This window comes from Nocardiopsis lambiniae (genome assembly GCF_031845465.1).
Classification (GTDB): Bacteria; Actinomycetota; Actinomycetes; order Streptosporangiales; family Streptosporangiaceae; genus Nocardiopsis; species Nocardiopsis lambiniae.
The window spans coordinates 960,072-983,853 of the sequence record NZ_JAVREP010000001.1 but is presented as its reverse complement, the minus strand read 5'-3'; the positions used below and the strand labels follow the sequence as shown (position 1 = coordinate 983,853).

The following is a 23,782-nucleotide window of genomic DNA, read 5'->3' as shown; positions in this document are numbered from 1 at the left end:
GGGCGATACGGGTCGGCGCGTGTGCGGGGGGTCCCACCTCGTCGTGGCGTGACCCCCCACCTGCGATCCCGGGGCCGGTCGGCCCCGACCGGAGCCTCCTCAGCTCAACAGGTTGTCGAAGTCCCCGTCCTTGGCGCCCAGGATGAGGCAGTCGATCTCCTCCTGGGTGTAGACCAGGGCGGGGCCGGCCGGGAAGCGGGAGTTGCGGACGGCGATCGATCCATCGTTCAGGCGGGCCATCTCCACACAGGCGCCCTGCGAGTTGCTGCGCCGGGCCTTCTGCCAGGCGGCCTCGGTGAGGTCGGACGCGCTGATGCCGTTGTACGCGGTCATGTGGACGTTCTCCTTCGGAGTTCCTTGAGGGGAGGTGTCGTGCGACTGCACTGCCAAATGCACGTGCATAAGCACTGACATGTTCACAAGCATAGCGTGACACTCGCCACTTGTCCGGGAGTTCGGCATCCCGAGTCCCACGTGATATGAGAAGGCTCTTCACGGCCGGCGTGTCCCACCGCGCGCCGCCCGTACCGGCCCGCGGGCCACCCGACCCGAACCGGCTCCGCACACGCGAAGGCCCCGCCGGGCGAGGGGTCGCATTCCGGCGGGGCCGTACGGGCTCAGGGTCAGGAGCAGACCAGGGCGGTCCTCAGCGCTTCCAGGTTCCCGCGCATGATCGACGGGTAGTCGTCTCCGGGGGAATCGTCGGTGACACCCTCCAGCGGGTCGAGCACCTCCACCTCGGCGCCGGTCTCGGCGGCGATGGTCTCCGCGGTCGCCCGGGGCATGAGCGGCTCGGTGAAGATCGTGTTGACGTCGTGCTCTTCGACGAAGTCGGCGATCTTCGCGATCTGGGCGGGAGAGGGCTCGGTGTCGGGGTCCACCCCGCTGACCCCCATCTGCTCCAGGTCGTACCGCTCCGTCAGGTACGAGAAGGCGGTGTGCCCCACGACGACCTCGCGGTGCTCGCAGGAGGCCAGGCCCTCCTCGTACTCCCCGCCGATCGTCGCGAGCTCGGCGCTCACGGCCTCGGCGTTCGCGGTGTACTCGTCGGCGCCCTCGGGGTCCAGCTCACCCAGACGCGCGCTCAGGGCGTCGGCGACCTGGGCCATGAGATCCACGTCGAGCCAGAAGTGCGGGTCGAAGTCGCCGTGGTCGTGCCCGTCGCCCTCGGCCTCGTCCTCGTGCCCCTCTTCGTCGTCGTGCCCGTGGTCGTCGTCGTGCCCGTGGTCGTCCTCGTGGCCGTGGTCCTCTTCGTCCCCGTGGTCGTGGCCGTCCTCGCCGGCCGGGTGCAGCTCGACGACGTCGGCGACGTCCAGCGCCTTGTCCGACGCCTCCTGGGTCACGGCCTCGTCCACCGCCGGCTGCAACCCGGACACGTAGAACGCGATGTCGGCCTCGGTGATCTCGCCGATCTGGCGCGCGGTCAGCTCCAGATCGTGGGGTTCCATGCCGGGCTCGGTCAGCTGGACGACCGCCACCCGGTCACCGCCGATCTCCTGGGCCAGCCATTCCAGGGGGTAGACGCCGGTGACCAGGGTCAGCTCGGGGTCGGCCGGAGCGGGGCCGCCCGTCTCGGCGGCCCCCCCTCCCTCGCCACCGCCGCAGGCGGTGGCCGTCATCAGTGCCACCGCGCCGAGCGCGGCGGTTCGCAGGATCGTTCCGGTTCGCATGGGACCATGATCGGGAAAATGAAAACGGTTGTCAATTTGACCGTTGTGTCCGGTATCTTGTACCGCCCCCCGTCGGGGTCAGACGATCTCGGCGAAGAGTTCCACGTCCTCGGTCCGGCCCGCGACGACGATCACGTCGCCCTTCTGTAGCACGGTCTCCTCCGTCGCATAGGTGAACGGCGAGTTGATCCGTTTCACCGAGACCACCGTGATCCCGTACTTCTGGCGCACCTTGGTCTCGCGCAACGGCCGGCCGAGGAGTTCCTTGGGCGCCTTGGTCTTGCCGAGGGAGAACCCCTCCTCCAACTCCACGTAGTCGAGCATCCGCCCCGACACCAGGTGGGCCACCCGCTCACCCATGTCGTGCTCGGGCAGGACGACGTGGTGGGCCCCGACCTGTTCGAGGATGCGCCCGTGACGCCTGCTGATCGCCTTGGCCCAGATGTCGGGCACCCCCAGGTCGACGAGCTGGGAGGTGGCGAGGATGCTCTCCTCCAGGTGGGTGCCGATGGCCACCACGGCCCTCTGGAACTGGGCCGCGCCCACCTGGCGCAGCGCCTCGTCGTCGGTGGCGTCGGCGATCACGGTGTGGGTGAGGGCCTCGGAGTAGGACTGCACCAGGCGGGGGTTGGAGTCCATGCCCAACACCTCCCAGCCGTGGTTGACCAGTTCCAGGGCGAGGGAACTGCCGAAGCGTCCCAGCCCGATCACGAGGATCCGCTTGTCCTTCAGTTTGTTCTGTTGCGGCATGTCGGAGCTCCTAGAGAGATCAGCCGATGATCGGCCGGGCTTCGGCGAAGTCGTAGCGGCGTTTGCGCTCACGGAAGGCGATCGCGGTCGCGAACGTCACCGGGCCGATCCGGCCCGCGGCCATGAGGAAGGTGAGGAAGAGCTGGGACCAGGGCTCCATGTCGGGGGTGATCCCCGTGGAGAGCCCGACCACTCCGACCGCCGAGACGACTTCGAAGAGGGTCTCCATGAAGGTGAAGGGGGTGGTGTGCAGCAGGATCACGGTGCTGACCGCCACCACCGTCATCGACAGGAACGTCAGGCTCAGCGCCTGCCGGATGACCTCCGGGGCCAGCCGGCGGCCGAAGACGTGCACCCGGTCGTGCGCCCTGATCTCCGACCACACCACCAGGAAGAGGACGGCCAGCGTCGCCACCTTGATCCCGCCCGAGGTTCCGGCGCTCCCGTTGCCGGCGAACATCATCATGACGGTGAGCAGCAGGGTCGAATCGTTCATGGAGCCGGTGTCCACCACGTTGAACCCCCCGCTGCGCGGCATCACGCCGTGGAAGAGGCCGTCGGTGATGCGGGCCCACCAGTCCAGACGCCCCAGGGTGAGGGGGTTGTTCCACTCCATGATGATCACCAGCACGATGGTGACGAGGAACAGGGCACCGCTCGTGGCGATGGTGATCTTGGTGTGGAGGCTCCAGGCGTGCGGGGTCCGGAAAGAGCGGCGCAGTTCGATGAGGACGGGGAAGCCGATGCCGCCGAGGATCACCGCCGCCGCGACGGGGAAGAGGATGAAGGCGTCGCCGGAGAAGCGCGTCAGGCTGTCCCCGTACAGGGACAGGCCGGCGTTGTTGAAGGCCGAGACGGCGTGGAAGACGCCCGAGTAGAGCGCCTCCCACCAGGACATGTCGTAGGCCAGCCACATGCGAGGGAAGATCAGGGCGAGGATGAGGCCCTCGATGATGAGGCTGACCTTCAGCACCCGGGTGGCGATGCCCCTGACCTGTCCCACCGCCAGGGCGCGGTTCTCCGCCTGCACGTTGAGTTCCATGCGCAGGCTGAACCGGTGGATGATCGCCACGCCCATCAGCGAGGCCAGGGTCATGATCCCCAGTCCGCCCGCCTGGATGAGCACGAGGACGACGACGTCGCCGAAGGGGGTCAGCCGGTCACCGATGTCGATGACGGCCAGCCCGCACACCGCCAGGGCCGAGGTCGCGGTGAACAGTGCCTCGACGAAGGTCAGGTTCTCCTGCTCGGAGGCCGCCGGGGTCATGAGCAGACCGGTGCCGACCAGGTCCACGACGAAGAAGATCAGCACGAAGGCCTGGGCCGGCTTGCCCCAGACGTTCTTCCGATGCTGCACGGGATCGCTGTTGAACGTGTGGCGGTGACGGCGCGGGAACAGCGCCCTCCGGGCCGAGCCCAGCTCGGATAAGAGCCGGGACATACGGCCCGTGGCCTGTGCCAGGGTTCGCATCATGGTCGTCATTCCGTCACTTCGCGCGGGTCGTCTTCGCTCAACCCGAACGATTGTGCCAGCAGGTATGGACCGGTACGAGCCGGGGCGCGGGGGAGGGGCCGGGACGTGCCGTCGTCCCGGGGGTTCAGGCGTGTCGTGCGCCCTCGTGGTCGGCGTGGCCGGGCGGCTCCAGTTGGAGGGTGGAGTGCTCGACGTCGAAGTGTCCGGCCAGGCAGGTGTGCAGTTCGTCCAGGGTCCGCCCGCCGTCGAGGAGGCGTTCCTCGGGGACGACCACGTGCGCCGACATCACCGGCACCCCGGAGGTGATGGTCCACACGTGCAGGTCGTGGACGTCGACCACGGCCGGGTGTTCGAGCAGGTGTCGGCGGACCTCGGCCAGGTCCATGCCGCGGGGCGCGGACTCCAGCAGGATGTGGACCGCCTCGCGCAGCAGTGACCAGGCCCGGGGCACGATGATCGCGGCGATGAGGAGGGAGACGAGGGTGTCGGCCCGGCTCCAGCCGGTCGTCCAGACGATGAGTCCGCCGATGATGACCCCGACCGACGCCAGCGCGTCGCTCACGACCTCCAGGTAGGCGCCCTTGACGTTGAGGCTCTCCCGGGCGCCGGCCCGCAGGATCAGCGCGCCGACGATGTTGGCGGTCAGGCCGATGGCGGCGACCACGACCATGCCCGGCCCGGACACCTCGGCGGGGGAGCGCAACCGGTCGACCGCCTCCACGACGATGAACCCGCACAGGACGAACAGCACCAGGGCGTTGACGGCGGCGGCGAGGATCTCGGCCCGCTGGTGGCCGAAGGTGCTGCGACCCCGGGCGGGGCGTGCGGCGATCCACACGGCGGCCAGGGCCAGGGCCACCCCGAAGGAGTCGGTGACGGTGTGCCCGGCGTCGGCGAGCAGGGCGAGGCTGCCGCTGGACATCGCGCCCACGACCTGGACGGCGGCGACGGCGAGCATGAGCGCCAGGACGAGCGCGAGCCGGCCTCGATGGGCGGAGCCGGCGGTGCCGGCGTGCCCGTGTCCATGCCCGTGTCCGGCACCCATGGAACCTCCTCCGTGGTGATGACGTGATGGTTCAGTCACCACTGTTTATACAGTCTGAACTGTCTATACAGCAAACTATGTACAATGGTTTTCATGTTGACCTCCGAGCAGCGCCTCTCCGCCATCCACCGGCTCGGTCGCGCCCTGTCCGATCCGACCCGCTGCCGTCTGCTCCTCGCCCTCCTCGACGGACCCGGCTACCCCGCCGACCTGGCCGATCACCTCGGTCTCACCCGTCAGAACGTCTCCAACCACCTGGCCTGCCTGCGCGACTGCGGCCTGGTGCGCACCCAGGCCCACGGCCGTCGGGTCGCCTACGAACTCGTGGACGCCTCCCTCTCCCACGCCCTGGAGGACCTGCTGCGCGTGGTCTGGGGCACGGGTCGCCCCCACGCCACGGTCGAGGGCGGGGCGGAGGACGGGTCGGAGCGTCGCGTGGGCTGACCTCGGGCCCTTCCCGCCCCCTCGTCCCCCTCCGTCGCGCGGACGACCGGGAGGCGCCGTCGTGGCGCACGTCACGGGCGGTGGTGATCGACGCGCACCCCTCGCGGCGCGGGCGGTCTCCGACTTCTGTCGGGTGTCCCCGACTTTGGTCAGGGGCGGACCCTGACAGAAGACTGACGCGCCCCTGAAAGGCCCCTGAAGCCCTCGTGGGAACGGGATGTCCAGATATAACGCGACGTATGGTTGGTGTGCGCCCGGCGGATACGGTGCCCCGCACACGACGGAGCGCCCGGCGCGGGACGGGACCGTCCCGCGCGGGAGGGACTCCGCACGGATGAGAAACGTATCCCCACCACACCTTTCGAGGACCGGTCCGCCCACCGGCGACGACGACGCGGCCGTGCCCCGGGCACGGCGCCGACCGGCCCCGTGACCCGCAGCGAGTAGGAGCGAGAACCTCTCATGTCCAGATCGGCCCTCAGGACCCCCCGATCGGGTCCCTCCCGCCTGGAAGGGGTGACCGGATGAACCGCCTCGCGGTCATGTCACTCAAGAACCGGGCGTTGGTACTCCTCATCACCCTGGCCGTGCTCTTCTTCGGAGTGCTCGCCGCCGGCGCGGCCAAGCGCGAGCTCTTCCCCCAGATGTCCCTGCCGATGGTGATGGTCACCGGTACCTACCAGGGCGCCTCTCCGCAGGTGGTGGAGAACCAGGTCACCGAGCCGCTGGAGCAGGCGGTCCAGGGCGTCGCGGGGGCCGTGAGCGTCAACTCGACCTCCAGCAACGGCGTCGCGCAGGTCACCGTCGAGTTCGACTACGGGGCCGACCAGGACGACCTGGTCCGCCAGACGCAGATCGCGGTCGACCAGGTCTCCGGCATGCTGCCGGAGGGCGTGGACACCAGCGTCATGTCCTTCAGCACCGACATGATGCCGGTCGTCATGCTCGCCGCGGGCGCCAAGGACGGCGACGACCAGGCCATGGTCGAGCCGCTGGAGACCCACCTCATCCCCGAACTGGAGTCCATCGACGGCGTCCGCTCGGCGATGATGACCGGTGCGGTCTCCTCCGACCTGATCATCACCCCGGACACCGAGGAGATGGTCGAGGCGGGCGTCACCACCCAGAACATCACCGAGGCGCTCCAGGGCAGCGGTCAGCTCATGCCCGGCGGCGACATCGACACCGACGGCCGCACCCTCGGCGTCACCACGGGCGAGCAGTTCACCTCCGTCGAGCAGGTCGAGGACATCTGGATCCGCCCGGCCGCACCGGAGGCGGGCGCCTCGTCGGCGATGCCCGGCGCGCCCCCGGCCGCCGAGCCCGAGCCGGTCCGCCTCTCCGAGGTCGCCGACATCGAGCTGGTCCGGGACGACGCCACCACCCTGGCCCGCGTCAACGGCGACCCGAGCATCGGCGTGATGATCCTCAAGACCCCCGACGGCAACACCGTCGAGGTCTCCGAGGGGGTCCAGCGGGTGCTGGACGAGCAGGCCGCGGTCCTCGGCGACGACATCGACATCAGCGTGGTCTTCGACCAGGCGCCCTACATCAACGAGTCCATCGTCGCGATGCTCGAAGAGGGCGGCATGGGTCTGCTCGCCGCGGTGATCGTCATCCTCGTCTTCCTGCTGTCGATCCGCTCCACCCTGGTCACCGCGGTCTCCATCCCGGTGTCGGTGCTGATCGCCTTCCTGGGCATGCAGGTGTTCGGCTTCACCCTGAACATGCTCACCCTCGCGGCCATCACGATCTCCATCGGGCGCGTCGTCGACGACTCCATCGTGGTCCTGGAGAACATCCGCAGGCACCTGGACTACGGCAAGGAGAAGATGGAGGCCGTCAAGACCGGTGTCCGCGAGGTCGCGGGCGCGGTCGTCTCCTCCACCCTCGCCACCGTCGCGGTGTTCCTGCCGCTGGCCTTCGTCGGCGGCCTGGTCGGCGAGATGTTCATGCCGTTCGCGGTCACCGCCACCCTCGCCCTGCTCGCGTCGCTCATCGTGTCGATCACGATCATCCCGGTGCTGTGCTACTGGTTCCTCAAGCCGCGCGACATCGGCGACGCCACCCAGGAGGAGATCGAGCACGAGGAGAACGAGCGCGAGCTGCGCGGCCCGCTCCAGCGCGCCTACATGCCGGTCATCCGGTGGATCACCACCAAGCGCAAGCAGGCCACCGTCATCACCCTGGCCGCCTCCGCCCTCATCTTCGGCGGCACGGTCCTCATGGCCGGCCAGTTGGAGACCGACTGGATGGGCCAGTCGGAGGAGAACACCTACGCCCTCGTCCAGGAGCTGCCCCCGGGCACCTCGCTGGAGGACGCCGACACCGAGGCGGCCAAGGTCGAGGAACTGCTCGCCGGGTTCGCCTGGGTGGAGTCCTACCAGACCAACGTCGGCGGCAACGCCATGGCCGGTCCGTTCGGCGGCACCGGCACCGCCCAGATCGACTACACGATCACCGCCGATCCCGACACCGACCAGGAGCGCAACCGCGAGGTGCTGCGCGACTCCCTGGCCGACATCGACACCGAGCACGAGCCGACGATGGGCGCCATGGGCGCCATGGGGGCGGGCTCGGGCATCGAGATCCAGGTCACCGCGGACGACCAGGAGGTCCTGGCCGAGGCCGCGGAGATGGTGGCGGACGAACTGGGGGCGATCGACGGCACCGCCGACGTCGTCAACGGCGTCACGATCTCCCAGCCCGCCATGGAGGTCCGCGTCGACGGTGAGAAGGCCGCCGAACTGGGACTGACCGAGTCCGCCGTCGGCGGTCAGGTGAGCGCGGCCTTCAACGGCCAACGGACCGGCACCGTCACCCTCGACGACGCCCGTCGCGACGTCGTGGTGCGCGCCGTCGACTCCCCGACCAGCGTCGAGGAGCTGGAGGAACTGGTCGTCATGTCCCCGGTCGCCGGGCCGGTGGAGCTCTCCGAGGTGGCCGACGTTGTGGAGGTGGAGCAGCCTCCGCAGCTCACCCGCATCGACGGCATCACCGCCACGACCGTGGAGGCCGCCGTCACCGCCTCCGACCTGGGCGCGGTCAGCGCCGAGATCATGACCACGCTCGACTCGCTCGACCTGCCCCAGGGCGCCACCGCGACCCTGGGCGGCGTCAGCCAGGACCAGACCGAGGGCTTCGCCTCGATGATGCTGGCCATGCTGGCCGCCGTGGTCATCTGCTACCTGATCATGGTCGCGACCTTCAAGAGCCTGCTCCAGCCGCTCATGCTGCTGATCTCGATCCCGTTCGCGATCACCGGTTCGCTGGCGCTGCTGCTCGTCACCGGCACCCCCCTGGGCATCGCCGGCCTGGTCGGCATGCTGATGCTCATCGGCGTGGTCATCACCAACGCCATCGTGCTGATGGACCTGATCAACCAGAACCAGAACCGGGGGATGCCGCTCAGGGAGGCGATCGTGGAGGGTGCCCGTCACCGTCTGCGCCCGATCCTCATGACGGCGCTGGCCACCGTGGCGGCACTGACCCCGATGGCCCTGGGCATCACCGGTGGCGGCGCCTTCATCTCCGCCCCGCTGGCGCTGGTGGTGATCGGTGGTCTGGTGACCTCGACCGTCCTCACACTGATCCTGGTCCCCGTCCTCTACCAGCTGGTGGAATGGGGCAAGCAGCGCCGGGCGGCCCGCCGGGCGTCGCGTGAGGAACTGCGCCGGTCGGCGCGCGCCGCCAAGGTGGCGGCAGCCCGTGAGCGCACCGAGGAGACGGTCGGCTGACGGAACCCCCCGGAGACGGGGGATCCCTTGAGGAGAGGGGCGTTCCGCGCTTCGGCGCGGGACGCCCCTTCGTCGTGTCCGGGTCGGGCGAAGCAGGGTGGCGGCCTGTGAGCGGAGCGTTGATTTGTGTCATCGGCGCACTACGGGCAGGCTGCGACACATGACGGAAACACAGAAGAAGAGTCTCGACGATCTCGTGCGCGAGGAATTGGGCGCGGAACCCTCTCAGGAGGCCAAGGATTACGCGCGTCTGCTCTACGAGCGCTACCGGTTGCCGGAGCCGTCCGGCCCCGAGAGGGAGGAGGACGTCACCGCGCCGACCTCGGAGTGACCGGCGAGGTCACCGGTCGGACTCCTCCCACGTCAGTTCGAACCACACCTGGCGGCCCATGCCGTCCTGTCGGGCCTCGCTGCCCCACTTGTCGGCGAGCGCCTCGACCAGATCCAGGCCCCGGCCGTGCTCGGCCGTGTCGTAGGGGTCCCGGTGCTGCGGTCGAGGCGTCTCCTTCAGGTTGCCCAGGTCGCGCACCTCCACCCGGGCCCACCCCGGAGCCCGGTGCACGCACACCTCGAACTTGCCGGTCTCCCGGCCCGAGGCGCTGTGCGTGATGGCGTTGGTCGCCAGTTCGCTGGTCAACAGCGTGGCGGTGGTGGGATCGGGACAGTCGCCCAGATGGCGGGCGACGAACCGGCGTGCGTAGGCGATCTGGCCCGGCAGGCCGGGGAAGCGACGTTTGGCGGGTCTGGTGCTGTGCTCTTCCATGGGATCGACCGGACTGTGCGGAGGAGAGGACGGGACGGTCGCGGGGCGCTCCGGCGAGGACGCGCCGCGCACGCCGACGGGGACGAGGGGATCGTGGGGTGCTGCTGCGGTCTCACACATGTGCGGATTCACTCCCCGGTGTGTTCGCGGCGGGCAGGGCTGAGAAGCGCCTGGCCCTCGGTGCGTCCGTGCCCGGCTGGCGGGTCACGGCGCGTGGTGGACACACAGGTCGAAGCCCCCTGGGACAGGGAGGGATGCGGTGCCGTGCGGCGAGGCGCGCGGGTCGAGGGCGGCGACGGACGAGGTGTGGGAGCGGGCCGGGATGGATGGTCGTGTCCGATGTCGGATGTGCCCCACGACACTGAAGGGCGTATTGGCGCATAGCATACGCTCCGTGCCTTTCCGGGAACCCGGCCGACCTGGTCGGGTCAGAATAACCCCGCTTGACCTGGATAAAGGGGGCGTTCGGTCAGGGTATGACACCGGTCAAGGGCGGGGTTCCGTGACTGGTGGGGCGTACGAGGCTATGTAACAATGCGGTAACGGAGTTGCGGCTTTCGCCGTTCGTCGGGGTCTTGCGTACGCGGGGGCCGACCCGCCAGGGTATGGGGCATGGCCTCCCGCTCCCCCCTGACCCCCGGCCTCGGCGTTCGACTCGACCGTGCCGTGCGCCTCGCCGACGAAGGGCACGTCCTCGTCGGTGGGGACCCGATCCGCTCGGTCCGTCTCACATCGCGACAGGTCAGCGGTGTCATCCGGTGGGTGAGCGGGGCCCCGACGCGCGACCTCGACGAGGCCGCGACGGCCGACGCCCTGGTCCGGGCCGGGCTGGCCCACCCGCGTCCGATCGGGGTGCGCCCCGATCTCACCGTCGACGTGGTCGTGATCGACCGGGGCGCGGCCGGTGGTCTGATCGCCACCCTGGACCGGCTCGAACGACTCCACCCGGGTCTGGAGCCGATCGTCGTCGGCGCGACGGGACCCGCCGCCCGGACCGCCCGCGCGCACGGGGCCCGTGTGCTGCCGGTTCCCGTGGGCGGAGCCGCGGCCCGCGCCCTGGCCCTCACCGTCTCCGACGCCGACCTCGTCGCCCTGATCGACGCCGGCCAGGTGCCGATGCCCGGCTGGCTGGAGACCTGCGTCGGACACTTCGCGGACCCCGGGGTGGCCGCGGTCCTTCCTCGCGTCCTCGTCGACCGCCCGGTGCCCGCCGGCGCGGGGGCCGCGGCCGTCGCCGCCGTCGCCGCCGCTCGGGTCGTCCCCGATCGCGGGCCCGACCCCGCCCCCGTACTGCCGTGGGGGCACACCGCCCCCGATCGCGCCCGCCCGGCCGGGGCCGCACCCGGCGACCCCCTGCGCCCCGCCACCTCCCTGGTCCTGCGCCGCGACGCGGTGGGCGAGCTCCGGCCCGACCCCTCCCTCGGGGTGGCCGCCGAACTCGAACTGCTGTGGGGCCTGGTCGATCGGGGCGCCTCGGTGCGTTACGAACCCCGGGCCCGGATCCAGGCCCGTCCCCTCGACGACCTCGGCGGTTACCTGCGGTCCTGCGCGGAGATCGGCGTTCGGGGCGCGGCCCTGGCCCGCCGGCGCGGTGCCCGTGCGGCCGGACCCGAGCTGTCCCGGACCGGGGCCACGGCCCTGGCCCTGCTCGTGGCCGGCCGGCCCCTGTCGGCACTGACCTGCGTCGCCGTCGGCGGCGGGGCCGCCGTGGCCACCCTGGCCGCGCCTCCGTCCCGGACCGCCCCGGCGGTGGGCGGGGCGGTGGTGCGCGAGGCCGGGGTGATCTCCTCGGCCCTGCGGGGCGCGTGGTGGCCGCCGGCCGTGGCGGCCGTCGCGGCGGGCTCCGCCGGGATCGCCCGGGACCTGGGCCGGGGGCGCCGGGTCCGTCGCGGTCGGGTCGTGGCCGTGGCGGCCGTGGCGTCCGCCCTGGTGGTGCCGCACCTGACGTCGTGGCGGACCTCGTGCGGCACCGCGCCGGTCGATCCGTTGACCTGGACCGCGCTGGGCATCGCCGGTGACGCGGCCCGAGGGGCGGGGGTCTGGTGGGGAATGGTGCGGTCGCGCACGGTCGCTCCGCTGGTGCCCCGGGTGAGGGTGGCGGGACCGATCGCGGGCCCTCTGGGCGAGGGGCCGGCCGCCGAGCGGGTCGAGGGCGACTCGATGAGCCTCGTCGGGCCCGGTCGAGTCCCATCACGTGGATGATGCCCGCCGGTGGTCGCGGGGTCATGGACGCCTGACGGGTCACGGGCCGTCGAGTCCTCGAACCGTGCACCACCGGTGCTCCCGGTGCACGAGCACCTCCGTCGCCGGACCACCGCGCCGATCTCGGCTGTGAGAGGGCGTCTTGTTTGTTTTGGTCCCGGATTGTCCCAACGGAGAGTCGGGGACCTGCGCGAAACCGCCCCCACGGGCTGCGATCACCTGGTAGTCCAACGGATATGGCCTCCCGACGCCCCTACCGCACGGACCTCCCCGACGAGCCCCGGGCTCTCATCGAGCCGACCCTGACCGCCCGGCGCGCCACCCGGCGCGGCCCGGGCATCGAACAGCCCGCCCACGACCTGCCGAGCCGACGCACCCGCCGCGCCGCCGGACGCCGGACGGATCCCACCGCCGCGATCATCGACGCCCAGACCGCACCGGCCTCCACGGCCGCCGAGTCCGGGCAGGGTCATGACGCGGACGAGCGCGCGTTCGGGTGGCCGGTGCCCCACCGCCGTTCGGCCAGGGACCACGAGGCCCACCCCGGGCCCGCCCGGTCGATGGCCCACCGGGCCATCGACCTCGTGAGTCGCCGCCTCACCGGCGAGAACACCCCGACACGGCGGGATGCTCCCACCGAGGCCGACACGACATCGGCCACATGAGCAGGAAGCCCTCTGAGGTTCGGAGAGAGTTTTGGGCAAGTTCCTGGTCAGGCGACTGCTGAACTACGTCGTGCTGATCTTCCTGGCGACGAGTTCCGCCTACCTGCTCGCCGCCACCAACCTGTACCCGCGCGGATACTTCGAGCAGATGCAGCCGCCACCCACCCCCGAGGCGGTCAACGCACAGCTCGACGCGCTCAACCTGAACGACCGGACGCCCCTGGCGCAGCGCTACGTCACCTGGCTGACCGGGGTCGTCCAGGGTGACTTCGGACAGACCATCCAGGGGCGCGACGTCACCGACCAGGTCTGGCTGAAGGCCGGCGTCACACTCCGACTCGTCACCGTCGCCACCATCCTGGGCGCTTTCCTGGGCATCGCCATCGGCGCCTACGCCGCCGTGCGCCAGTACCGCGGGTTCGACAAGGCCGCCACCGTCGCCTCGTTCGTCGTGCTGGCCGTCCCCACCGTGGTGATCGCGCTCAGCGTCCAGATCGGCGCCACCGCGATCAACGGGGCGCTCGGCTTCCAGCTCTTCCTGTTCTCCGGCGAGTACTCCGCGGGCTTCAGGGGAGAGTGGTGGGAGCTCCTGCTCAACCGACTGCACCACGCGATCCTGCCCACCTTCGTGCTCGCCGTGGCGCTCTTCGCCGCCTTCGCCCGCTACCAGCGCAACATGATGCTCGACGTGCTGGGCGCCGACTTCGTGCGCACCGCCATGGCCAAGGGGCTCACCCGCCGCAAGGCGCTGCTCAAGCACGCCCTGCGCACCGCGCTGATCCCCACCATCACCTACTTCACCTTCACCTTCGGCCTGATGGTGGCGGGTGCGACCTTCACCGAGAAGATCTACGGCTGGCACGGTATGGGCGCCTGGCTGATCGACTCCATCTCCCAGCAGGACGTCCACGTCGTCGCGGCCGTCTCCTGCTTCATGGCGGTGACGATCATGATCGCCTCCTTCCTCTCGGACATCCTCTACGCCTGGCTCGACCCGAGGGTGCGGGTGTGACCGTGACACGACCCCGCGCAGGCGCACACCCTCATCCGACCCTTCGCCCCGACGGCCGCCCGGCTGGAGAACCCGTCATGAGCACCACCGGAACGAGCCCGAAGACCACGGCCGCGGTCCCGACCGTGCCGCCGACCCCCAGCCGGGTCAAGGACATCGTCCGGCGGCTCGTGGGCACCCCCCGGGTCATCGTCGGCCTGTCCCTGATCGCGCTGCTGCTGCTCTTCGCCTTCGTCGGTCCGCTCCTCACCGGTTGGGACATCGGGGAACGCGACTACCTCGCCCTGAAGTCGCCTCCCTCGCCCGAGCACTGGATGGGCACCAACGCCACCGGCCAGGACATCTTCACCCAGGCCTCCGCCGGTCTACAGAAGTCCCTGCTCATCGGTCTGCTGGTGGCGCTCATGTCCACCGTGATCGCCGCCCTGGTCGGCTCCTTCGCCGGCTACTTCAGCGGCATCCCCGACCGCGCCCTGATGTGGATCGCCGACCTCGCGCTGGTGCTGCCCGGTTTCGTCGTCCTGGCCATCCTCTCCCGGCACTTCGGCGGCGACGGCGGCTGGTTCGTCCTGGTCATCCTGCTGGCGGGGTTCAGCTGGATGGTCACCTCCAAGATGATCCGCGGCATGACCATCTCGCTGCGCGAACGCGAGTACATCCACGCCGCGAGGTTCATGGGCGTCCCGTCGCACAAGATCATCCTGCGCCACATCCTGCCCAACATGTCGTCCCTGCTCATCGCGGACGCCACCATCGCGGTCAGCACCGCGATCATCGGCGAGACCTCGCTGAGCTACTTCGGCCTCGGTGTCCAGGCGCCGGACATCAGCCTCGGTGTGGTCATCGCGGACGGCTCCCGCTTCGCCACCACCGCGTGGTGGATGTTCCTGTTCCCCACGCTGCTCCTGGTGATCCTGGTGCTCGCCGTGAACATGATCGGGGACGGGCTGCGCGACGCCCTCGACCCGCGGTCCACGTCGCGCCGGTCCTAGGGGGAAGAGCACATGAGCGTGGAGACCATCGAAACCGCCGAGACGACCGAGGCCCGACCGGGAGACGAGACCCCCGTCCTGGAGGTCACCGACCTCACCGTCACCTTCCGCGGCCTCAACGGCAACCCGGACGTGCACGCCGTGCGCGGTGTCGGTTACTCCGTCCGTCGCGGCGAGGTGCTGGGCATCGTCGGCGAGTCCGGTTCCGGCAAGTCCGTCTCCTCCATGGCCGCCATGGGCCTGCTGCCCGACCACGCCGTCATCACCGGCTCGGTCAAGCTGCACGGCGAGGAGATCCTCGGACTGGACGACCGGGCCATGGCCGCCCGCCGCGGCAAGGTCATCTCCATGGTCTTCCAGGACCCGCTGTCCGGCCTCACCCCGGTCTACACCGTGGGCGACCAGTTGGCCGAGGCCGTCCTGGCGCACGACCCCGGGCTCCCCAAGGAGCAGGCCCGCGAGCGCGCCGTCCACCTGCTGGACCTGGTGGGCATCCCCGACCCCGAGGGTCGCCACCGGTCGTTCCCGCACGAGTTCTCCGGCGGCATGCGCCAGCGGGTCATGATCGCGATGGCGATGGCCAACGACCCCGACGTCATCATCTGCGACGAGCCGACCACGGCCCTCGACGTCACCATCCAGGCGCAGATCCTCGACCTGCTGCGCACCGCCCGCGAGGAGACCGGCGCGGCGATCGTCATGATCACCCACGACCTCGGCGTCGTCGCCGGGTTCGTCGACCGGGTCCTGGTCATGTACGCGGGCCGTCCCGTCGAGATGGGCGGCGTCGACGAGATCTACCACGGCAGCCGCATGCCCTACACCATGGGCCTGCTCGGCGCCGTTCCCCGGATGGACCTGGAGCGCCGGGGCGCGCTCGTCCCCATCAAGGGCACCCCGCCCTCGCTGAGCGCCCTGCCGGCCGGGTGCCCGTTCGCGCCCCGCTGCCCCATCGTGAAGCCCGAATGCTCGCCGGCCGAACCCGACCTGCTCCCGGTGGGCGGGCCACCCTCCGCGGAAACGATCGAGGAGGTCCACGGGCACGCCGACGACACCTCCGCGACCGGGGCCCGCGACACCGGTGTCCATCGGGTGGCCTGCATCCGCTCCGGTGAGATCGCCGACCGGGGATGGACCGCCCAGGACATCTACCCTGTTCCGGACATCCCCGAGGTCCCCGTCGCCGCCGTGCGCCGGGAGGACCGTGCCGAGATGCTGCGGGTGGAGGGGCTGACCAAGCACCACCCGCTCACCAAGGGCGCGGTGTTCAAGCGGCGCGTCGGCACCGTCCACGCGGTCGACGGGATCGACTTCGACATCCGTGAGGGCGAGACCCTGGCCCTGGTCGGCGAGTCCGGCTGCGGCAAGTCCACCACCCTCATGGAGATCATGGGGCTGGAGCGGCCACAGGCCGGCAGCGTCACCGTCATGGGCCACGACACCGCCCGCCTGGGCAAGGCCGACCGGTTCGCGCTGCGCCGGGACATGCAGATCGTCTTCCAGGACCCGATGAGCTCGCTGGACCCGCGCATGCCGGTCTTCGACATCATCGCCGAGCCCCTGCGCACCCACCGGTTCTCCCGGGCCGACACCACCCGTCGCGTCTACGAGCTCATCGCGCTGGTCGGCCTCGACCCCGAGCACGCCACCCGGTTCCCCTCGGAGTTCTCCGGCGGTCAGCGCCAGCGCATCGGCATCGCCCGCGCCCTGGCCCTGGAACCCAGGCTGCTGGTGCTCGACGAGCCGGTGTCCGCCCTGGACGTGTCCATCCAGGCGGGCGTGATCAACCTCCTGGAGGAGCTCCAGGCCCGGCTCGGCCTGTCGTACCTCTTCGTGGCCCACGACCTCTCCGTGGTCCGGCACATCGCCGACCGCGTGGCCGTCATGTACCTGGGGCGGATCGTCGAGATCGGCGACACCGACTCGGTCTACACCAAGCCCGCCCATCCCTACACCCGGGCGCTGCTGTCCGCGATCCCCATCCCCGACCCGGAGAGGGAGCGCGCCCGCACGCACATCGTCTTGGACGGCGACCTGCCCAGTCCCGCCGACCCACCGTCGGGTTGCAGGTTCCGGACCAGGTGTCAGAAGTTCATCACCCTCTCCGAACCCGAACGGGAGCGGTGCATGAGCGTCGAACCGTCGCTCGACGCCACCAACGGTGGCGACCAGTCGGCCGCCTGCCACTTCGCCGAGCGGCAGAGGGTCCTCTGATCCCCCGACGGTCCGATACGGCACGGACCGGTGCCGCCCCGCGCGCCGGTCATCTCGTTCCCCTAGGAGGAATCCCCATGCGAACAGGGAAGGCGCGCTACCTCGCCCCCGTCGTCGCACTGGTCATCACGGCCAGTGCGTGCGGCAACGACGACGGACGGTCGGCCGGGGAGGAGAACGCCTCCCTGGAGGCCACCGACCTCAACCCCGCGGCGCGCGAGGATCTCCGGGAGGGCGGCCGGTTCGTCTGGGCCCTCGGCGAGTACGAAGAGCAGTACAACATGGTCCACATCCAGGGCAACAAGGGTGACGTGCGCCGCGTCATGGCCGCCCTGATGCCCTCGATCACGCGCTTCCGGCCCGACGGCTCCTACGAGCCGCGCAAGGAGTTCGTGCTCGACTACGGCGTGAGCGAGGACGGCCTCAAGGTCACCTTCGAGCTCAACCCCGACGCCGTGTGGTCCGACGGCGAGCCCGTCACCTGGGAGGACTACGAGGCCCGGGTCCTCACCTCCAAGGGGGAGACCGAGGGCGACCTCCAGGTCGGCTCCGACGAGGGCTACAAGTACATCGACGAGGTCGTCCAGGGCGACGACGAGTTCTCCTTCACCCTGGAGTTCTCGCAGCCCTACGCCGACTGGCCCGCCCTCTTCGACATCGTGTACCCCGAGGAGTACATGGAGGACGAGGAGCTCTTCGAGGAGGGCTACACCGCCGGTGAGGAGTTCGTCACCGCCGGGCCGTTCGTGAACCCCGAGTTCGACGAGGTCACCCAGCGCATCACCGTCACCCGCAACGACGACTGGTGGGGCGACAAGGCCCTGCTGGACGAGATCGTCTTCGTGAACGTCGCCATCGACGGTCAGGCCACGGCCTTCAACAACGACGAGGTCGACGGCTTCTACCTGGGCTACGACTCGGCCGGCTACGACCTGCTCCAGGGCAAGGACGGCGCCTACTTCACCCGTGCCGTCAACCACGGTCACCGTTTCATCTCGGTGAACGCCGGCAGCGAACTCCTGTCGGACAAGAACGTCCGTCACGCCCTGGCCATGGGCATCGACCGTGACAAGATCGCCAACGTGGCCCTGAGCCCCGTCGACTGGCCGATCACCGGTGAGGTCAACCGCCTCCTGCGCTCCAGCCAGCACGGTTACCAGGACAACAGCGGTGAGCTGGGCGAGTACGACCCGGAGCGGGCCGGCGAACTCCTCGACGAGGCGGGCTGGACCCTGGAGGACGGCGAGCGGTTCCGCACCAACGCCGACGGTGAGACCCTGACCATCGGCTACGTGGCCTCCGAGGACATGCAGCTGGCCAAGGACGAGGCCGACATCACCCGCGAGATGCTCGCGGAGATCGGCATCGAGGTCGACGTCCAGAACGTTCCGGGCAACGCCCTGTTCTCCGACTACATCGTGCCGGGCAACTACGAGCTGGCCGCGTTCGTCCTGACCGGTTCCAACCCGTACGCCAGCGACAGCGCCGGCAACTTCGGCGGCCCGTACGACGAGGACGGCGAGGACTGGGGCAACAACCTCAGCTTCCACTCCACCCAGGAGATCAACGACCTCTTCGAGGAGATGGGCCAGGAGACCGACCCCGACCGTTACGCCGAGCTGGCCAACCGGATCGACGCCGCCATCTGGGAAGAGGTCCTGACCATCCCCATGTTCGAGCGTCCCGGCCAGTACGTCCTCAAGGACGACCTCCACAACTGGGGTGAGTACGGCCTCGCCGGCGACTACGTCTACGAGAACATCGGCTGGGCCAAGGAGGAGTGACACCCCTCCCACCGTGTCGCGCCACCGGCGGCCCCGACCCGCCGCCGGTGGACGTACCCCGGGCGCCGCCCCTCCCATGAGGGGCGGCGCCCTTGCGCATGTCCGGGTTGGGGCCGCGGCCCGGGCTGTGGCAAGGTGTGGCTCGATCCCCCGAACCCCCCGCCGTCCCTGCTCGCTGGAAAGCCCCCCATGACCGTACGATCGATCCTCATCATCGGAACGGCGGCAACGCTCTGCGCCGTCCTGGCAGCCTGTGCCGCTTCGGGGGAGACCTCCCCCGAGATCGACCCCGCGCCCGTCGAGGCCGGTGTCGGGACCCCGACCCCCGAAGAGGGGGACGAGAGCGGCGCGCCCCCGGACGCGGAGCCCTCCGGGCCCCGCTGGGGCACCCCCGTCGGATGGGCCGCCCAGCCCCTGGAACGGGAGGGGGAGACGCACTCCGCCGTCACCGGCGGCGCCGCCGGGGAGACCGTCACCGCCGACGACGCCGACACACTGGCCGAACACCTCGCGGCGGAGGAACCCCTGGTCGTCGAGGTCTCCGGCCGGATCGAACTCGACGGCGCCGTTCGGGTGGGGTCGGACAAGACCCTGATCGCCGCCGCGGAGGAGACCGCCGAACTCGTCGGTGGCCGTCTGGTGGTGGAGGAGGCGGCCAACGTCGTCATCTCCGATCTCACCCTCGACGCGGACGGCACCGCCGTGTCGGTACGCGGCGGCTCCCACCACGTGTGGATCGACGGCAACACGCTCCGGGGCGGACGTGACGAGGCGCTGATCTCCATCACCGACGGCGCCGACCACGTGACCGTCTCCTGGAACCACTTCCGCGACTCCGAGGCCGCGCTCGGCGTCGGCGGCCGGGAGGACGGCCCCGACCCGATCCGGGTGAGCGTCCACCACAACCTCTTCGAAGGCATCGACACCCGCAACCCCCGAGTCCGGGGCGCCGCCCGCGCGCACGTGTTCAACAACTTCTACCGGGGCACCGCCGGGCACGGCGTGGAATCCGGGTACGGCGCCGCCGTCCTGGTGGAGGGCAACTACTTCGACGGGGTCGGGATCTCGGTGACCGTCGACCCCGAGGTCCCCGGTTCCGCGTTCACCCGCGACAACCTTCTGGTGGACACCGGGCAGCCCGAACTCTTCGGCACCGTCGACGACCCGCCCTACGCCTACGAACTGGACGACACCGCCGACGTTCCCGACATCGTCACCGCCACGGCCGGCGCCGGCCGCTAGGATCCTGGCGGCCGGGCCGCCCCGGCGACGGTCGCCCTCGACCCGCACCCCCGCCCCGCACCCCCGGAGCCATCGCGCGGGTCACCGCTCGAACGGCCGCTCGAACGGCCCGGGGTGTAGGGGCCCCGTCCGCCTTCCAGAGCGCGATGGGGTGGGTGTGCCGGCAGCACGGGGACGCCTGGCACGGCTTCGGGGAGTGCGGGCCCCTCCGCCGCTTCCGACCGGGTGCGACGCGTGGCGCGGGGAGGTCGAGAGCGCGAGGGCCGCTCGCAGACCCCTCGCCGTGCCGGGTGCCGGCGGTGACCGGGAGGGGCCGACGGCCCGCCTCCGACCACCCGCGCACCCCGCCGGGACGATCAGGACACCTCGTACTCGTAGGCCTCCTCCACCCCCTCCGGGGTCACGTAGAGCAGCCGCAGCGGTCGCCCCTCCGGGGAGACCCACAGCGTGAACGCGGCCTCGCCCGCCGACGTGAGCGTGTTCTCGCGCCGGTGGACGTCGTAGTCGCCGAGCGTCGCGGTGAACGTCCCCTCGTAACGCAGGGCCGCCGTCGCGCCCCCCTCGGTCTCGACCTCCTCCCTGCCCAGGAACTCGATGTCGGGGGAGGTCCCGGTGATCTCGTGCAGCTTGGCCGTGCCGAACGCCGTCGAGCACAGGTACCGGTCCGCGTCGGTGGGTTCGGTCGAGATCTGCAAGCCGTGTCCGGCCGTCGTGATCGGCGTTCCGTCGCCGAGGTCGTAGCGGTACACCTCCGTGCCGTCGATGTAGGTGAAGGAGTGCTCGAACAGGGGGGTGCCGGCCGTGTCGTAGCGGGCGGTGCCCTCTCCCACCGGCGTCCCGTCCTTCCGGCGGGTGAAGGAGACCGCGTAGGAGTCGGCGGATTCCATCCGCGACGCCGTCTGTTCCAGGAACGCCACCGGATCCTCCGGTGAGGCGGACGCGGACGGTGACCCCCGCCGGTCCTGCGAGGGGACCGGTTCGTCGAAGACCGCCTTGGCCACCCACCATCCACTGGCCACCACGGCCAGGCAGATCACGATGATCAACAGGATCATCGGCCAGCCGAGCCGTTCCTCGGGGACGGGGGCTTCGTTCTCGGGCACGGTGTCGGGCAACGACGACATCGACATGGCCTCGACCTCGATTCTGCGGTTCACGCGACCACGCGATCGCGGGGGGTACGGGGGGTCGTCGCCCGAGATCCTCGGACGACATCGTGGTGTCGTGTGTGCGCAGGGTACGACGCGGTGACTCAGGGTTCCGTTCGATGATCGCGTACACCTGATCACCAACCGTGCTCACGAATCGCAGGGCCCACGCCTCGGCGGGGGAGTCCAGCGCCTCCTTCAGGAACCCGAACGTCCCGGTCTCGGCGAGCCGGCGCAGCACCTCGTCCGAGGCGTGCTCCCACAGCGACCGGACCGCGATCCGGGCCGCCGGACCCTCCGAGAAGGACCGTTCAGTGAACAGTTCGTGCAGTTCATCGGCGTCCAGCCGCAGGACCGTCGCCTCCAGCACCTCGGAGTCGAGCAGCGCCAACAGGGCCAGCGCGCAGTCGACCCTGCCCACCGGATCGGGTCGTGGCAGCCCCCGGCCGCAGCGCACCAGGGCCTCGGCGGCGGCCACCGGATCCAGGGTCCGTTCGGGCCGGCCGATGGTGGCCACCGGGCCATCCGTCACCTCGCGCAGGGCCCGGTCCACCTCCTCCACCCCGGGCCGTGTCGGAAGCGCCACCGCGATCAACGCCGCCACCAACGACAGCACCGCCGCGTACTCGATCACCGCGTGTCCGCGATCCACAGCGCACCCCTCACCGCAGCCGCGGCGACCGCCGCCGGTACGCCCGGACGCGCTCGCGCGTCACCTCGCGCTCCTCGGGGGAGCGGGTCCACCCCCGCGCCTCCGACGCGTCGCGGATCCACGCCGACAGTTCGACGGTGCGACGTCGGAGCGGATGGACCGTCACGGGGAAGACCTCCCGGCCCTCGGCCCGCATCAGCGCGTACCGCGCCCGGTCCCGGTGCGGTACCGCCTTCCGGCGCGCGAGCACCGGCAGGCCCCGCAGCGGTGTGCCCGGCGGCAGCGCCACCCGTGGCGCCATCCGTGTGATCCGCACGTCCGGGTCGGTCAGGTCCGCCCCCCAGGGGTACACGGCGGTCACGTCCCGCACCACCGCGTCCGGGGACGGTCCCGGCACGATCGGTCGCAGGGTCCGCACCAACAGGGAACGTTCGGAGATCAGGGGATCACGAGGGGTCATGAGTCCAGGTTCCGCGCCCGGGATCCATCGGACAACCCCTCGCGCCCGGCTGTGGAAAACCCCGCCCGCGCCCGTGCGCGGCCCCGACGCCCCCTCCGCGAGGGGCGGTGCGCGCACCGGACATCGCCGCCGACCTCGACAGGTCCGACGCCGCGCCCGCGAGGGGCGGTGGCCGGGGAGCGGCTAGAGCATCCTTCCGGGGCCGGCCGCCAGGTGGATGTGGTCCACGTGGTCCTGGGTGAGGTTCCCGCTGTTCTGGTGGAACCGGCGCACGCTCTCCCACGGCCCCACCGGGTCACTGGCGGCGTTCCAGATGTGGTGGTCGTAGATGAGCCCCTTGACGCCCAACCGGTGGGCGTTCTGGATGATCCAGTCGACCACGGTCAGCGCGGTCTGGTGCATCTGGGGCGTGGGGACGTGCCCCAGGGGGGCCATCATGTAGTCCACCGCCATGCCCTGCCCGTGGTCGCTGCCGGGTTCGTTGCGGTACCCGCCCGCACTCAGGTAGAAGCCAGGGAACTCCACCTGGAGGGTCTCGTGCACCTGGCACATCACCGGGTGCAGCCTGCCCAACGACGAACAGTCCACGACGGCGCCGCCGCCGAAGGCCACCATGGCGGGATCGAACTTGTAGCGGCCCTCCTTGTCGACCAGGTGCACGTCGACGGCCCGGCGGGCCCGGTCGAGGTCGGTGAGGTCGATCCCCGCGCAGCTGATGCCGACCGAGTCGCGTCCGCACTCGGGGAACTCGGCGATCGCGATCGCCGCGGCCGTGCCCACCCTGCCGGTGGAGTCGTCCTCCCCGTCGCAGACCACGTCCCCCCAGTGGCGGGACCCGTCCGCCTCCAGCTCCTTCTGGCAGATCGCCCCGCGCACCTCCACACGGACGATGTTGCCGTTGCGCCCCATGACGTTGTCGCTGGCCCGGATGTCGGTCACCACCGCGTCGTTGGCCCGGGCGTACTCCTCGGCCCGCTCGCGGGCGACGTCCTCGTCGAACAGCGGCATCGGGAAATCGCCCGCCACCAGCGCCTCGGCCGCCTTCTCCTGCATGGCGCTCACCGCCGCGAGGGCTGCCGCGTCCGCCGCGGTCTGCGCCCGCGAACGCTGGTCGCCGGCGGCGCCCACCCGCACGAACAACAGGGTCAACGCCAACAGGGCCAGGGTCAACCCGAACAGGAGCAGGATGTTGGCCTGTCCGTCTTCTCGGTGCCCGAGCAGGTGGCGCGGGCGTGGGCGGGAGGGGGGCAACGGTCCCATGCTGTCGTCCGAAGGGGGTGAGGGGGTACGGCGGAGGGGGTCGGGGGTGGCGCGCGGTGAACACCCGGACACGGACCTGTGCGCAGCCTACCCCGAGCCTTCCGTGATCGGTAGGGCCTGTGGACGAACGGGACCCGTGACCGAGTGCGGCCGGCGGGGCGTCCCGTCCGGCTTCCGGGGCACGTAGGTGTTCGGCATCGGTTCCGTGACACCCCCGGGTTTTCAGCGCGTGTGTCCGACAAAAACCGACTCCACCGGAGAGGATGGA

Annotated in this window: 19 protein-coding genes; 10 read left to right on the top strand and 9 right to left on the bottom strand. The window is 70.7% G+C overall.

All coding sequences use genetic code 11. From position 1 onward, the window contains the following. Positions 1–99 precede the first annotated feature (99 nt). The 5 genes from RM479_RS04240 to RM479_RS04220 form a co-directional block, all read right to left on the bottom strand. On the bottom strand, positions 100–333 hold the full coding sequence (locus RM479_RS04240) for a DUF397 domain-containing protein (RefSeq protein WP_311510369.1): 234 nt from the start codon (positions 331–333) through the stop codon (positions 100–102). A 290-nt stretch (positions 334–623) separates the two neighbouring features. Further along, positions 624–1,670, bottom strand: a complete 1,047-nt coding sequence (locus RM479_RS04235; RefSeq protein ID WP_311510368.1) for a metal ABC transporter substrate-binding protein — start codon at positions 1,668–1,670, stop codon at positions 624–626. Between the two features lie 78 nt (positions 1,671–1,748). Next, complete coding sequence (locus RM479_RS04230) at positions 1,749–2,420, bottom strand: potassium channel family protein (protein ID WP_311510367.1); 672 nt, start codon at positions 2,418–2,420, stop codon at positions 1,749–1,751. Between the two features lie 19 nt (positions 2,421–2,439). Further along, a complete protein-coding gene (locus RM479_RS04225; protein ID WP_311510366.1) occupies positions 2,440–3,894 on the bottom strand; it encodes a TrkH family potassium uptake protein in 1,455 nt (484 codons plus the stop codon). A 124-nt stretch (positions 3,895–4,018) separates the two neighbouring features. Then, positions 4,019–4,939: a cation diffusion facilitator family transporter gene (locus RM479_RS04220; protein ID WP_311510365.1), complete on the bottom strand. Its 921-nt coding sequence runs from the start codon at positions 4,937–4,939 to the stop codon at positions 4,019–4,021. Between the two features lie 93 nt (positions 4,940–5,032). Between RM479_RS04220 and cmtR the strand changes: the two genes are divergently transcribed. From cmtR to RM479_RS04205, 3 genes are all read left to right on the top strand, one after another. Then, complete coding sequence (cmtR, locus tag RM479_RS04215; protein WP_311510364.1) at positions 5,033–5,383, top strand: Cd(II)/Pb(II)-sensing metalloregulatory transcriptional regulator CmtR; 351 nt, start codon at positions 5,033–5,035, stop codon at positions 5,381–5,383. Between the two features lie 524 nt (positions 5,384–5,907). Next, entirely contained in the window at positions 5,908–9,120 is a 3,213-nt protein-coding gene (locus tag RM479_RS04210; RefSeq protein WP_311510363.1) for an efflux RND transporter permease subunit, read from the top strand. A gap of 160 nt (positions 9,121–9,280) precedes the next feature. Then, on the top strand, positions 9,281–9,451 hold the full coding sequence (locus RM479_RS04205; protein ID WP_274807464.1) for a hypothetical protein: 171 nt from the start codon (positions 9,281–9,283) through the stop codon (positions 9,449–9,451). A 9-nt stretch (positions 9,452–9,460) separates the two neighbouring features. Here the strand turns inward: RM479_RS04205 and RM479_RS04200 are convergent, their stop codons facing one another. Continuing rightward, on the bottom strand, positions 9,461–9,883 hold the full coding sequence (locus RM479_RS04200; RefSeq protein ID WP_311510362.1) for an ATP-binding protein: 423 nt from the start codon (positions 9,881–9,883) through the stop codon (positions 9,461–9,463). 612 nt (positions 9,884–10,495) lie between these two features. Here RM479_RS04200 and RM479_RS04195 point away from each other — a divergent pair. The 7 genes from RM479_RS04195 to RM479_RS04165 all read left to right on the top strand — a co-directional run bounded on the left by RM479_RS04195 (position 10,496) and on the right by RM479_RS04165 (position 19,994). Then, positions 10,496–12,085, top strand: coding sequence for a glycosyltransferase (locus RM479_RS04195; protein WP_311510361.1), 1,590 nt, complete (start codon positions 10,496–10,498; stop codon positions 12,083–12,085). 236 nt (positions 12,086–12,321) lie between these two features. Then, the gene (locus RM479_RS04190) at positions 12,322–12,750 is read left to right on the top strand and encodes a hypothetical protein (RefSeq protein WP_311510360.1); all 429 of its coding nucleotides are present in this window, start codon (positions 12,322–12,324) and stop codon (positions 12,748–12,750) included. 31 nt (positions 12,751–12,781) lie between these two features. After that, the gene (locus RM479_RS04185) at positions 12,782–13,762 is read left to right on the top strand and encodes an ABC transporter permease (RefSeq protein ID WP_311510359.1); all 981 of its coding nucleotides are present in this window, start codon (positions 12,782–12,784) and stop codon (positions 13,760–13,762) included. A gap of 77 nt (positions 13,763–13,839) precedes the next feature. After that, entirely contained in the window at positions 13,840–14,754 is a 915-nt protein-coding gene (locus RM479_RS04180) for an ABC transporter permease (protein ID WP_311510358.1), read from the top strand. Between the two features lie 12 nt (positions 14,755–14,766). Next, positions 14,767–16,968, top strand: a complete 2,202-nt coding sequence (locus RM479_RS04175) for an ABC transporter ATP-binding protein (protein WP_311510357.1) — start codon at positions 14,767–14,769, stop codon at positions 16,966–16,968. A 77-nt stretch (positions 16,969–17,045) separates the two neighbouring features. After that, the gene (locus tag RM479_RS04170; RefSeq protein WP_311510356.1) at positions 17,046–18,752 is read left to right on the top strand and encodes an ABC transporter family substrate-binding protein; all 1,707 of its coding nucleotides are present in this window, start codon (positions 17,046–17,048) and stop codon (positions 18,750–18,752) included. Positions 18,753–18,941: 189 nt separating this feature from the next. Continuing rightward, entirely contained in the window at positions 18,942–19,994 is a 1,053-nt protein-coding gene (locus tag RM479_RS04165) for a pectate lyase family protein (RefSeq protein WP_311510355.1), read from the top strand. A gap of 356 nt (positions 19,995–20,350) precedes the next feature. On the opposite strand, the gene RM479_RS04160 is transcribed toward RM479_RS04165, so the two are convergent. From RM479_RS04160 to RM479_RS04150, 3 genes are all read right to left on the bottom strand, one after another. Further along, a complete protein-coding gene (locus tag RM479_RS04160) occupies positions 20,351–21,151 on the bottom strand; it encodes a hypothetical protein (RefSeq protein WP_311510354.1) in 801 nt (266 codons plus the stop codon). 653 nt (positions 21,152–21,804) lie between these two features. Beyond that, on the bottom strand, positions 21,805–22,254 hold the full coding sequence (locus RM479_RS04155) for a hypothetical protein (protein WP_311510353.1): 450 nt from the start codon (positions 22,252–22,254) through the stop codon (positions 21,805–21,807). A gap of 183 nt (positions 22,255–22,437) precedes the next feature. Then, positions 22,438–23,514 (bottom strand): pilus assembly protein TadG-related protein, encoded by a 1,077-nt coding sequence (locus RM479_RS04150; RefSeq protein WP_311510352.1) that lies wholly within the window; start codon positions 23,512–23,514, stop codon positions 22,438–22,440. Positions 23,515–23,782 lie beyond the last annotated feature (268 nt).

Excerpts from the sequence above, each read along its gene's own strand:
- RM479_RS04190 (WP_311510360.1), top strand. The coding sequence starts at position 12,322 with ATGGCCTCCCGACGCCCCTACCGCACGGACCTCCCCGACGAGCCCCGG.
- RM479_RS04205 (WP_274807464.1), top strand. The coding sequence starts at position 9,281 with ATGACGGAAACACAGAAGAAGAGTCTCGACGATCTCGTGCGCGAGGAA.
- RM479_RS04150 (WP_311510352.1), bottom strand. The coding sequence starts at position 23,514 with ATGGGACCGTTGCCCCCCTCCCGCCCACGCCCGCGCCACCTGCTCGGG.
- RM479_RS04165 (WP_311510355.1), top strand. The coding sequence starts at position 18,942 with ATGACCGTACGATCGATCCTCATCATCGGAACGGCGGCAACGCTCTGC.
- RM479_RS04180 (WP_311510358.1), top strand. The coding sequence starts at position 13,840 with ATGAGCACCACCGGAACGAGCCCGAAGACCACGGCCGCGGTCCCGACC.
- cmtR (WP_311510364.1), top strand. The coding sequence starts at position 5,033 with ATGTTGACCTCCGAGCAGCGCCTCTCCGCCATCCACCGGCTCGGTCGC.
- RM479_RS04240 (WP_311510369.1), bottom strand. The coding sequence starts at position 333 with ATGACCGCGTACAACGGCATCAGCGCGTCCGACCTCACCGAGGCCGCC.
- RM479_RS04225 (WP_311510366.1), bottom strand. The coding sequence starts at position 3,894 with ATGATGCGAACCCTGGCACAGGCCACGGGCCGTATGTCCCGGCTCTTA.
- RM479_RS04230 (WP_311510367.1), bottom strand. The coding sequence starts at position 2,420 with ATGCCGCAACAGAACAAACTGAAGGACAAGCGGATCCTCGTGATCGGG.
- RM479_RS04175 (WP_311510357.1), top strand. The coding sequence starts at position 14,767 with ATGAGCGTGGAGACCATCGAAACCGCCGAGACGACCGAGGCCCGACCG.
- RM479_RS04200 (WP_311510362.1), bottom strand. The coding sequence starts at position 9,883 with ATGGAAGAGCACAGCACCAGACCCGCCAAACGTCGCTTCCCCGGCCTG.
- RM479_RS04155 (WP_311510353.1), bottom strand. The coding sequence starts at position 22,254 with ATGACCCCTCGTGATCCCCTGATCTCCGAACGTTCCCTGTTGGTGCGG.
- RM479_RS04235 (WP_311510368.1), bottom strand. The coding sequence starts at position 1,670 with ATGCGAACCGGAACGATCCTGCGAACCGCCGCGCTCGGCGCGGTGGCA.
- RM479_RS04220 (WP_311510365.1), bottom strand. The coding sequence starts at position 4,939 with ATGGGTGCCGGACACGGGCATGGACACGGGCACGCCGGCACCGCCGGC.
- RM479_RS04210 (WP_311510363.1), top strand. The coding sequence starts at position 5,908 with ATGAACCGCCTCGCGGTCATGTCACTCAAGAACCGGGCGTTGGTACTC.
- RM479_RS04195 (WP_311510361.1), top strand. The coding sequence starts at position 10,496 with ATGGCCTCCCGCTCCCCCCTGACCCCCGGCCTCGGCGTTCGACTCGAC.
- RM479_RS04170 (WP_311510356.1), top strand. The coding sequence starts at position 17,046 with ATGCGAACAGGGAAGGCGCGCTACCTCGCCCCCGTCGTCGCACTGGTC.